Here is a 10898-nt window from a genome sequence, read left to right as displayed (position 1 = left end):
GATGATAAACTTGAAATAAATTATCTTCCGATTGTTATGGAAAAAGAAGACATTCTTATCGTTGATGACACTCCTGAAAACTTGCGTTTTCTGTCTACTCTGCTAATGAAACAAGGCTACAGCATTCGCAAGGCATTGAGTGGGCAAATGGCGCTGACAGCGGTACAAACGGTTGCACCCGATCTAATTTTGCTCGATATTATGATGCTTAGCATGGATGGTTATGAAGTTTGTGAAAAACTGAAAGCCGATCCAGAAACTGCCGCGATTCCTGTAATTTTCTTAAGCGCTCTCAGCGAGGCTTTTGATAAAGTAAAAGCTTTTTCTGTTGGCGGAGCAGATTATATTACAAAACCTTTTCAATTTGAAGAAGTTTTAGCTCGCGTTCAGAATCAACTAGAGTTAAGAGCAGCAAAAATTCAAAACCAACAACTGAATGCCCAACTTGAAGAACGAGTTAAAGAGCGGACTTTGCAGCTAGAAGTAGCGAATCAAGAACTGAGGCGAGAAATCAACGAGCGGATGCTCCTTCAAGAACAACTATTGAAAATGGCACTTTATGACAATCTCACGGGTTTGCCCAATCGAGTTTTATTCATGGAGCGTCTAGAACAAGCTCTCAAAGGCTCCAAGGAACGTCCAGAAGAGGCGTTTGCCGTGTTGTTCCTTGATTGCGATCGCTTTAAAGTAGTTAATGATTCTCTAGGTCATCTTGCCGGTAACGAACTGCTGATTAGTCTGGCTCGTCGCTTAGAAAAATTACTGAGTCAACATGATACTTTGGCTCGGTTAGGCGGTGATGAATTTGCGATTATCTTGACAAACATTGAAAATATCAGCAGCGTACTCTTTGTAGCAGATCGAATACTTCAATCTTTCTCTTCTCCGTTTCAACTTAATAGACAAGAAATTTTTATAAACGCCAGTATTGGCATTGCTTTGAGCAATATTAATTACGAGCTACCAGAACATCTATTGCGGGATGCGGACATCGCAATGTATCGTGCCAAGACCTTAGGAAAAGGTCAATACCAAATTTTTGACCCGAAGATGCACGATGCTGTGATTCAAGTTTTACAGCTAGAAAATGACCTACGTAAAGCCATCGAACGGCAAGAATTTATCGTCCACTATCAGCCGATTATTGCCCTTGACACCAGCAAGATTGTTGGGTTTGAGGCATTAGTCCGCTGGCATCATTCTCAACGAGGAATGGTTGCTCCCAGCTTGTTTATTCCTGTAGCAGAAGAAACAGGTTTAATTAACCAAATTGGCAATTGGGTTTTGCGGGAAGCTTGCCATCAGCTTCAACAATGGTATCAAGAAAAACAGAGTGATTATCCCCTATTTATGAGTGTCAATCTTTCAGCGCGGCAGTTTGCCCAGCCAGATTTAATTGAGCAAATTGACCAAATTCTCGCGGAAACTCAACTTAATCCCCAAAGCTTGAAGTTAGAAATCACCGAAAGTGTTCTGATGAATAATACTCAATCTGTAAAAGCGATTATGCAGCAACTTCGAGAGCGTAAAATTCAGTTGTGTATTGATGACTTTGGTACAGGGTATTCTTCTCTAAGTTATTTATATAATTTTCCCGTTGATACTCTCAAAATTGACCGTTCTTTTATTAGCTATTTGGATGAAAAAGCAGATAGTTTGGGACTGATACCGGCGATTATGAAGATTGCTCAGACCCTAAAAATGAGCGTAATTGCTGAAGGAATTGAAACGAGCGAACAGTTAGCTCAACTAAAATATTTAAATTGTGAGTTTGGTCAGGGATATCTGTTTTCTAAAGCTGTAGAGGGCAAAAAAGCAACAAACTTAATTGCATTGGATAGTCGGGAATATCGGTAGTAAAGAGTTTAGTTAATGCTAATAAACCTAGTTTATTAATTATTGACTTAAGCCGAACATCTTTCAAAAAAAGTTAATAACTTTAAATAATAGTTGATTCTGTAAAAACCTTAACTATTTCGGAGGCAGTAATAATCCGCGAATGAAAAATTTTGATATACTTTTAATTCAAAACCCAATGAATGCAAAATCAGCTCATATTTTCAAAGCCGATATTCTGATAGTTGATGATACACCAGACAACATTCGCTTTTTATCTTCTCTGTTGTTAGAGCAAGGATATAACGTTCGTAAATCGATTAATGGTCAGATGGCGTTAACCGCAGCTAAGACACTTCAGCCTGATTTAATATTGTTGGATATTAATATGTCGGGCATGAATGGTTATGAAGTTTGCGAAAGGTTAAAAAAAGATACTGAAACTTCCTCTGTACCTGTAATTTTCTTAAGTGCTTTGGATGATGTATTGGATAAGGTTAAAGCTTTTCAGGTTGGGGGCGTAGACTATATTACCAAGCCTTTTCAAATTGAAGAAGTTTTAGTGAGAATTCAAAATCAACTGACGATTCAAAGCCTTCAAACTCAGTTAAAAGGGCAGAACTCACAACTTCAAAAAGCCTTGGGCGATCTCAAGAAAGCTCAAGCACAACTGGTTCAAAAAGAAAAAATGATTGGTTTGGGTCAATTAGCCGCAGGAATGGCTCATGAAATCAATAATTCTATTGGCTTTATCTCTAGCAATCTCGATCCGGCACGCAAATATATTCAAGACTTGCTAAATCTGGTTTGTCTCTATCAGCAAGATTATCCAAAACCTACTCTTCCCATTCAAAAAGCAATTCAAGAAATCGACCTAGATTTTCTCAGTTCAGATATCCAAAAGCTTGTAGGCTCAATGCAGACGGGTGTAGAACGTATCTGCACAATGCTCCTTGCTTTACGCATTTTCTCACGACTTAATGAATCAGATATTAAAGCTGTAGATATCCATGAAGGGCTGAATAGCACTTTATTATTGTTGCAGCATCGACTCAGGGAAGAAGGGAAACGTCCAGAGATTAAGACGATAAAAAACTATGGGGATTTACCCTTGGTTACTTGTTATGCTAGTCAGCTTAACCAGGTCTTTCTTAATCTTTTGAATAATGCGATTGATGCTCTAGAACTGGGGATTGGGCAAGAATTTTCTGAATCTTCAAGTCCAACGATTTGGATTAGTACTGAGTTCAGTGCCTGGGAAACGATAATTATCCGAATTAAAGACAATGGTGTTGGTATTGCCGAGGAAATGCGATCGCGTTTATTCGACCCATTTTTTACGACAAAGCCTATAGGCAAAGGCAGCGGGTTAGGGTTATTGACGAGTTATGAGATTGTAGTAGAAAAGCATAAAGGTCAGCTGACGTGTCATTCATTCCCCGAACAGGGTGCAGAGTTTACGATTGAAATTTCAGTACATCTTAGTTAAGGCTACATAGACTTAAACTAAGCCGAAAGCGGGAGAGACGCCATGTGCAACTTTTTTTAGTCCCCAATTTATCGGGGGATGCAAGGGGGATCTCTGCGTAAGTCCTAATAATGTTGTGCTGTCTGCTAGCACTAGCTTGTGAAGTTGCTGTGAGATTGCGGCAAAATTTTTCTAAATCGAGTCGTGCGGGTAAATGTCTTTTCCGGGACGCGAATCGCTAAACCTCACCACAGAAAAAAAGCGGGTAGATTTTCATCCAGCCGCTTATAGCTTAGTGGAGAATAAATTTTGCTTGCGTGCTTGTGAGAGATTGCCAGCACTTACAAGCGCGATCGCTCGGTCGGTACTTAGTCTGGCCCAAAAGTTAGCCCTTGGGCACTCAGTAGTTCCCTATGGGGCAAGTCCCGCAAACTTTAACAGGTCAACCATCTTGAAGTCCTGCTTTTGCCCTAAAATCGGCTTCCACTTGGGGCATTGCCGGAGGTAGGATTTGCGATCGCCTTCCAGCAGACCGATGAACACCTCCGCAACAATGCGTCCGCCCACAGGACCGAGTGTCTTGCCTTGCACTCTCAGCTCCGCTTCCTTCAAAATATAGAACCACAAGGGTGTTCGCTTGTCGAATCCCAAATCCTTGAGGTCGCGCAGATCGGATGGACTGAGAGGATCGATTTCCATCGCTCTTGCTACATCCTGACCGGACGGCAAGCTGAAGGTGAGGTGACGCAGCAGATTGCGCTGCGCCAGCGACCGGATTGGTTCCCCTTGTCCTGGCAAGCCGGGTGCTGGAAAAGGCAGCGTGAATAATGCACTTGAGAGCTTAGAATCAATCTTTTTGTTGGGCTTGACTTTTCCGTTTTTAAAATCGAAGAAGGTATCCCAGTCAACAAACCGCCGAGGTGCGCGTTTGCCACCGCGCAGGTCATTCGGATCGGGATGATTGGCGTCTAAACTGAAATTGAAAATCGGTGCCCTGAATTCTGGCATATCCTTAGTGCCATGATTAGCGATGTAGCCCGGTCTGACTTGGCTGTGACCGAATCGATAGGCAGCTACCGAAAACTCAACTGGGATAAATGGCTTGTTGCGCCAGTTGTAGAACCGCCGACCTTTTTTCAAAATCTCATCTACCAAATCCTGTCCTACAGTTGTAGGCAGGAACTCATGCACGATAATCCATTGGTAGTGCCAGCGAACTAGCTCCTGTGCCTCGGTGAATGCATCGTTGGGATCTTTGATTCCACTATCAATGACATAATCCACAACATGATTGTGGAATTTCAGAAACGCCAATTGCATCTGAGAAAGAATCGTGTTCTCATCATTCCTTGGGTCGCCAATCAGTGCGGTATTTTGGCTATTTCGAGGGAGATCGTCTTTCGACCCTTCTCCACCCAATTTCTCAATCAGGAACTTGATGCCTCCCGTTGTTTTGTCATACAAGTGAGGAGTGGCTGCACGACCCGAACTGTAAACGTTATCTAGCTCTAGAAAAGGCGTTCGGAAATTTTCAATAGATTCCGGGTCACTTTGTCGCTCAAGACTAGAGGTGGGATCGAAGGTCATATCATGATCCAGAAACTGCCCCAAAAAAGTGAACCCTGCGGTCATATTGGGGTTATCGACGTTGCTAGAACTTCCAGGTACGGGATCTGTCGCGTTTAAATCGTCTCTTGCATCCATCAAACCGCCTGGTTTCCCAAGCTCCATCAACCTCTCGCGTACTGATTGGGAGTCGCTAGCAAAGGGGGGTAAGGACGGGAACAGCCGACCAAACTTTCCTTGATCGTAAGCAGTGGAGCGAGGTGGAACTTGGTCTCTTAGATACAGTTGTCCGTGTCTAGTCATTGTGTTTCCTCCTTGTTGATTACCGTTGTGTGTGGCACTGGTTTTGACTACCTCGATTGAAATTTCCGTATTTCTTGCTTCCAGATTCCACAAAATTGAATTTTCAGTGCTTCTAATTAGCTGAGCTTTTTGAAAAATCTTAAAGAAGAGGTCTGGTTGTCGATCTAGGAAGAGTCGCGGAATTCGGATTCCTCAAAATCGATTTGGAATTTACCCTGCTCATCAGTAATGGCGTTGCCAAATAAAATTTGCAAAATCCTAAAATGTAGCTTTAGCAAACAATCTTTGTTCCCAAATCACAGCAAAATCATTTATTAGAGATTTTGGATGTTCATGAATATTTCGTTATGTTTTTGGAAAAAGGTAATTCCAGAAAAATGGTATCTAATTAGACGATTTAAAATTGCAGATTGTGGCAGATTGGATAGTAATTAATTTCAGCAATTTAAATCGGCAATAACAAAACAAAAGGGTACTGCTCCCATCTAATACTAATTTTCAGGTTTCCAGCCAAATTCCTTTGCTTTACAGATATAACCTTTGCTGAAAGTTCCTTGCCAGCCGCTTATTTTTGGTAACTCAGTTGAGTGTCACTCGATTGTGCGACTTGAAAAATTTTTAATATTATGCTACTAAAATCAAGCAATTGGGCGCGATCGCTACTGGGGAAATTTGAGCGCGAACCAATGTATAGAGCTGCGATCGCATATAGGCAACCAACCACCTACAAAAGGCATATTTGTGGCGGCATTCGGGCTGCTAATCTGCAATCAGACTGATTACTCCCTGGAAATCAGCCCCCAGAATGTGACAGTTAGTAGATAAAGAAATATTACGCAGGAGTCGAACTTTGAGCGCTCAATTGAAGAAAGGCGACAAAGTTACATGGAAGACTTCACAAGGTGAAACCAGCGGCACCGTGAAGAAAAAGCTCACTTCACCTACAGATCAGGACTTACGCAAAGCTTATACATATAGCGTTTTGTAGGGGCAATCCCCCTGTGGTTGCCCCCAGATGTGGTGATGTGCGGCGAGTCCTGACCAATTACCTCTTAGTTCATGTTGTAGCATTCACAAATAGAAATGGTAGAAGTATCGCCAGGGATGCCAGCCAGCGCCGCCTATTCGTGAATTGTTCCATCAGGGAGGATTGCATCCGTTAAGATTGCTTCTCGCCAATCAGAGTCTTCCAGGTAGGCTCCCCGCAGGCTAGCTCCAGTCAAGTCGGCTCCACGCATTTCTGTCACATTTAAGTTAGCTCCCCACAAGTAGGCTCCCCGCAAACTTGCTTTACTCAGGTTGGCTTCACGCAAGTTTGCCATATTCAGGTTTGCCCCTGTCATGTCAGCTTCACTCAAATTGGCTTCACTCAAATCTGCCTTACTTAAGTTCGCTTCACATAAGTCTGCTTTGGTAAGTGAAGCGTGAGTCAGATTAGATGCATGCAAATTTGCCCTAGATAGAATCGTTACACGCATCTGGGCGGAAGACAGATTTGTGGCTGTCAGGTTGGCACCACTCAGATTAGCTCCACTCAGTTTGGTCTCGCTGAGGTTGACTCCATCCAAGTCTATGCCATTGAGATCGACGCCATTTAAGTAAGCTGCTCTCAGGTGTACGCCGTTGAGTATCGTTCCTCGCATCAATGCGCCGCTCAATCTGGCTCCACTCAGGTTTGCCCAACTTAGATTGGCATCCACCAGGTTAGCCGAACGCAAGTTTATCCCCCGCAGGTCTGCACCACACAGGTTGACTCCGCACAAGTTTGACAAACGCAGATTTACTGATGTCAGGATTGCACCACTCAGTTTTGCTCCTAGCAGCACCGACTTAACGAGGACAGCTCCTCTTAAGTTGGCTTTTGTTAAGTCTGTCTCTATGAATTTTGCTTCGTTCACTTTGGCAAAACTCAGATCGGCTCGATGCAGGGAGGCTCCACTGAAGTTTGTTCCGATTAGGACTGCGCGACTCAGGTTTGCCGCTGATAGATGCGCTCCCGAAAAGTTTGACCCAGATAGATTTGCTCTTTCCAGGTTTATCCCTATAAGATTTTCTCCACTAAAATTCCTTTGTCCTTCTTCATAGCGCTGTTTTAGTTCTTGTGCATCCATATGATTTCTCCAGATTCTCTCAGCGATAACTTGCCTATTTTTAGAGTTCCCAAATAGATCGCCAAAAATACGTTAACTTTTGGATCATTTTTTTGATGTAGGTAGTTTAAGATTTATGAAAATTTTTACATGGAAATTAAGACAATGCGATCGCTCTGTTGATGTCTCCATTTCTTTTACTGAAGCGAACTGAGTTTTGCCACTCCAGAGGCGATCGCTATCTTTCCATTGCTAGGAGCGAGACGAACTTCAGCCCTAAACTAAAGTTTGGGCTAAAAGCTCGCAACCCGTTTTAACTGACATCTTGCACCATTCTCAACAAGCCGCCAATCCCGCCCGGAACTCAAGTTCCGGGCTAACACAATCAAGTCCATTAAAATGGACTGAAATTCTTCCCCAGTCCACGAAACGTGGACTTGAGCTATAAGCTGTGGGGTTTGAACCCCTGGCGGATTATTACAACTGGTGCAATATCTGAGTTTTAACGGGTTCAACGGCTTACCAGTAAGCTAAAGCTTATTTTAGCTTCTGGCTGTGAAATTTATTTCCAGGCTTTTTGCGTCAGTGCCATTCAACTTAGGTTGGGGTTTCATGCCTCAACCAACCTACTCTGTCTAAGATAAACACAAGCAGGATACAAAAGAAGCGATCGCATCATCCCAAACCGCTGCGGTTACTCAAAGGATGCGATCGCTCAAAACGGAATATCATCGTCGTAGTCAATCTCATTGGAAAACGGATCGAACGGGTTTGGCTGAGAATTTTCTGGTGCTGTTTGCAGATCGATCCAGCGCTTCGCCAACTCCAGCGCCTCTGCCTCTGTTTTGGCATTATGGACGGGAATCAGACATTCTCCACCAGCACTCCAAACCTGAACGCAGAATACTGGTCGTGCTTCGATCAGCCAACCCCTGTAAATTTCTGGTGAACTCATAGCTGACACCATCCAGAGCGATTTTATTGATTATTTTGCTAACCTATCGCGCTCACTTTCGATATAGCCTGAAAAAGGCTATTTTTAAAAACTAACACGTTCACTTCACCGAAAGTGAGTTTTCGGGGAGTTTGTGTAGTATTTTTTGAAAAAAGTCATTTTTGTCATTTCATCCAATGAAACAATTCCACACCCAAGTCTTTCCTCGAATAAAATACCAGACGCGCCTGATAGTAGCCATTGCGCTGATGGTTCTGGCAACTCAGCTGATAGCAGCGCCAGTAAATGCTACAGGCGTTTATCAAATTCCCAATGTAGCAGCAGGCGATCGCAACTGGATTCTCGATAAAGCTGAAGTCCTCAGTCGCCTTACCGAAGGTCAAATTAACACCGAGTTGGATAAATTAGCCAACGAGACAGGCAATCAAGTGCGATTTGTGACCGTCCGCCGCCTCGATTATGGTGAAACAGTGGAAAGTTTTACCAACCAGTTGTTTGAAAAATGGTTTCCCACACCAGAAGCGCAAGCCAATCAAATTTTACTGGTGATTGATAGCGTCACAAACAACACTGCCATTCGCACGGGTGAAAAGGTAAAGTCTGTCTTGAGCGATGATATCGCCAAGAGCATCGCCGAGGAAACCATGCAAGTGCCATTGCGGGAAGGCGACAAATACAATCAAGCTTTCTCGGATGCAGGCGATCGCTTAATTGCCGTACTATCAGGTGAGCCAGACCCAGGTCCGCCGGAAGTCAAAGATACGGTTAACGTAGAAAGAACGTTTAAAAAAGCAGAAGAAACCGACACTGGCAACGCGACTATCTGGGTGGTTGGCTTACTGCTTGCTGCCACTGTCATTCCGATGGTGACTTACTTTTGGTATCAAGGCTTCTCAGGCTAGTCTTGAACGTACTCCTGCCCATTAATTAGAGCAAACTCAGCCCTGACAAATTCGCGCCCCAAATAAGCGGCATGATCCAGCATTGTGACTGGGGAGGACTGAGTTTGCTCAAAAATTTTGACGCAAAGTTCCTTAGCGGTTCTGCCAGTATAGACAGCGGTGTGGGTACGTTCTACCTTGCCTCGCACCGGGATGGGTTTGCCAGTTTCGGGATCGACAGCTAAACCACGTTCGTTAATTACATTTGTGAAATGTTTAGCACAAATTAGCCCCGCTTCCCGATCCAGGTAAATGATGAAATATCCAGCCGGATCGAGGTGAATATGACGCTTGGAAAGCTGGTTATCAATGGCAGCTAAAGTTAAAGCAGTTTGATTCATACAAAATCAGGCATTATCCAAACACTATTTTTCCACATATTTTCAGTTTAATGCCTTCTCTCTTTTTGCGGTCTAACGGCTATTGCCTAACAGCTGATGCTAACGCCTAGCGGCTGGTCTGGCTTTTTACGTTATCTTTTGGCTGAGGGCGATCGCCTATTCGACACTATCTCCTAGCTTGATTTAGCAATCAGTCATTTTGATTAGCCGAAATATTTTGATAGTAAAAGAAGCGCTTGAGTATCTGTCACTTAACGATTAGGTTGATGATGTGGACGGTAGCGAAGCGGTATTGCTCTAAAGCGCTGACGCGCATGGCGAGAGCTAAAGCAAATTGCGTCCTGTTCGCTGACAGGTAATGTTTTTAGAGGGAGCGATCGCCAGTTCCTTTATAACTCAATTATTCCTACCAAACTTCTATTAAACAAATACTATTAATTATCGCTCACCGACAACCTCGTAACTACCCTACCTTACCATTGCAGCTTAACGGCATTAGACCGCTTTCAATCAACTATGTCTTACAATCAATATACTGTACAACTTTGTGGGACTTTATGGACAGAATCTCGGTTAACACTCAAATTCACTTTGGTAAACCTTGCATAGCAGGTACACGCATCACCGTGCAAAGTGTACTTGAATTGCTCAAGGAAGAACTTTCCTTTCAAGAAATCATTCGAGATTACTATCCCGATTTACAGGTTGAGGACATTCGTGCCTGTCTTCAATATGCGATCGCGCTGGTAGCTGCTGAAGATGTTCGCCTCGTACCTGCTTGAGAATGAGATTTCTACTTGACCAATGGGTTACGAGCTTTTGCAAATGTTATCTGATGCCTTTGGTGAACCTGTTGATAAAGGTAATCTTAAATCTGTTTTAGAACGGCAAGGAAATCAAAATATTTCTTTTGGTAATAACAATATTCTTGGTTATATTAATATTGGTCCCGATCGCTCCACTGCTACTCCAGAGAAAAATCAGTTTGAAACTTTCAATCTTAAGTAGATGGATATAACTATTTGTAGGATGGGTAGAGCGACTAAGCGTTACCCATCAAACCCTCGTCTATGTTGGGTTTCGTTCCTCAACCCAACCTACATCAGATGCGCGAGTTTAATTATGTCTACCTACTTAATCGCACAAAAAATCAAAATAAGCTTGAAACAATTGCTAAATTACGGCAGTTTGGCTTAAGCGATGAGCAAATTGCAGGGGCGCTAGAGCTACCTTTGGAGATAGTTAAGCAGGTAGGCTTGGAGGGGTGAGTACAGGGCTATTTCATTCTAGACAGAGAGGGTGAAATCCAGTAAGCTAAAGCTCAACGAATTTTTCTTATCGAGCTATGAGAACGCTTGCCATTGTGGAAGCCTTTTCCAGTTTGCCTGACGCACGACG

Annotated in this window: 12 protein-coding genes; 8 read left to right on the top strand and 4 right to left on the bottom strand. The window is 43.2% G+C overall.

Going from position 1 to position 10898, the window contains the following annotated elements:
- The first annotated feature begins 36 nt into the window (after nucleotides 1–36).
- Nucleotides 37–1857, top strand: coding sequence for an EAL domain-containing protein (locus ACFW2W_RS18010; protein WP_378181368.1), 1821 nt, complete (start codon nucleotides 37–39; stop codon nucleotides 1855–1857).
- A gap of 178 nt (nucleotides 1858–2035) precedes the next feature.
- Nucleotides 2036–3325, top strand: a complete 1290-nt coding sequence (locus ACFW2W_RS18005) for a sensor histidine kinase (RefSeq protein ID WP_378181365.1) — start codon at nucleotides 2036–2038, stop codon at nucleotides 3323–3325.
- 390 nt (nucleotides 3326–3715) lie between these two features.
- Here the strand turns inward: ACFW2W_RS18005 and ACFW2W_RS18000 are convergent, their stop codons facing one another.
- Nucleotides 3716–5173: a heme peroxidase family protein gene (locus tag ACFW2W_RS18000; protein WP_378181081.1), complete on the bottom strand. Its 1458-nt coding sequence runs from the start codon at nucleotides 5171–5173 to the stop codon at nucleotides 3716–3718.
- Nucleotides 5174–5799: 626 nt separating this feature from the next.
- Here ACFW2W_RS18000 and ACFW2W_RS17995 point away from each other — a divergent pair.
- A complete protein-coding gene (locus tag ACFW2W_RS17995; protein ID WP_378181078.1) occupies nucleotides 5800–5952 on the top strand; it encodes a hypothetical protein in 153 nt (50 codons plus the stop codon).
- Nucleotides 5953–6023: 71 nt separating this feature from the next.
- Nucleotides 6024–6161: a DUF2945 domain-containing protein gene (locus tag ACFW2W_RS17990; protein ID WP_378181075.1), complete on the top strand. Its 138-nt coding sequence runs from the start codon at nucleotides 6024–6026 to the stop codon at nucleotides 6159–6161.
- A gap of 133 nt (nucleotides 6162–6294) precedes the next feature.
- On the opposite strand, the gene ACFW2W_RS17985 is transcribed toward ACFW2W_RS17990, so the two are convergent.
- On the bottom strand, nucleotides 6295–7284 hold the full coding sequence (locus tag ACFW2W_RS17985) for a pentapeptide repeat-containing protein (protein WP_378181072.1): 990 nt from the start codon (nucleotides 7282–7284) through the stop codon (nucleotides 6295–6297).
- Between the two features lie 694 nt (nucleotides 7285–7978).
- The gene (locus ACFW2W_RS17980; protein ID WP_378181070.1) at nucleotides 7979–8218 is read right to left on the bottom strand and encodes a hypothetical protein; all 240 of its coding nucleotides are present in this window, start codon (nucleotides 8216–8218) and stop codon (nucleotides 7979–7981) included.
- Nucleotides 8219–8394: 176 nt separating this feature from the next.
- Here ACFW2W_RS17980 and psb32 point away from each other — a divergent pair, with 176 nt between their 5' ends.
- Nucleotides 8395–9120, top strand: a complete 726-nt coding sequence (gene psb32, locus ACFW2W_RS17975; protein ID WP_378181067.1) for a photosystem II repair protein Psb32 — start codon at nucleotides 8395–8397, stop codon at nucleotides 9118–9120.
- Here psb32 and ACFW2W_RS17970 read toward each other — a convergent pair.
- Nucleotides 9117–9500 (bottom strand): DUF4346 domain-containing protein, encoded by a 384-nt coding sequence (locus ACFW2W_RS17970; protein ID WP_378181063.1) that lies wholly within the window; start codon nucleotides 9498–9500, stop codon nucleotides 9117–9119. The two genes, psb32 and ACFW2W_RS17970, sit on opposite strands and share 4 nt — an antisense overlap.
- A 557-nt stretch (nucleotides 9501–10057) precedes the next feature.
- Here ACFW2W_RS17970 and ACFW2W_RS17965 point away from each other — a divergent pair.
- The 3 genes from ACFW2W_RS17965 to ACFW2W_RS17955 all read left to right on the top strand — a co-directional run bounded on the left by ACFW2W_RS17965 (nucleotide 10058) and on the right by ACFW2W_RS17955 (nucleotide 10768).
- Entirely contained in the window at nucleotides 10058–10282 is a 225-nt protein-coding gene (locus ACFW2W_RS17965; protein ID WP_378181060.1) for a DUF433 domain-containing protein, read from the top strand.
- A 22-nt stretch (nucleotides 10283–10304) separates the two neighbouring features.
- On the top strand, nucleotides 10305–10508 hold the full coding sequence (locus tag ACFW2W_RS17960; RefSeq protein WP_378181057.1) for a hypothetical protein: 204 nt from the start codon (nucleotides 10305–10307) through the stop codon (nucleotides 10506–10508).
- A 62-nt stretch (nucleotides 10509–10570) separates the two neighbouring features.
- Complete coding sequence (locus ACFW2W_RS17955) at nucleotides 10571–10768, top strand: hypothetical protein (RefSeq protein WP_378181054.1); 198 nt, start codon at nucleotides 10571–10573, stop codon at nucleotides 10766–10768.
- Nucleotides 10769–10898: the final 130 nt, after the last annotated feature.

It is taken from the genome of Coleofasciculus sp. H7-2 (assembly GCF_042747725.1).
In the GTDB taxonomy this organism is placed as follows: Bacteria; Cyanobacteriota; Cyanobacteriia; order Cyanobacteriales; family FACHB-T130; genus FACHB-T130.
This window is presented reverse-complemented; position numbering and strand designations above follow the sequence as displayed.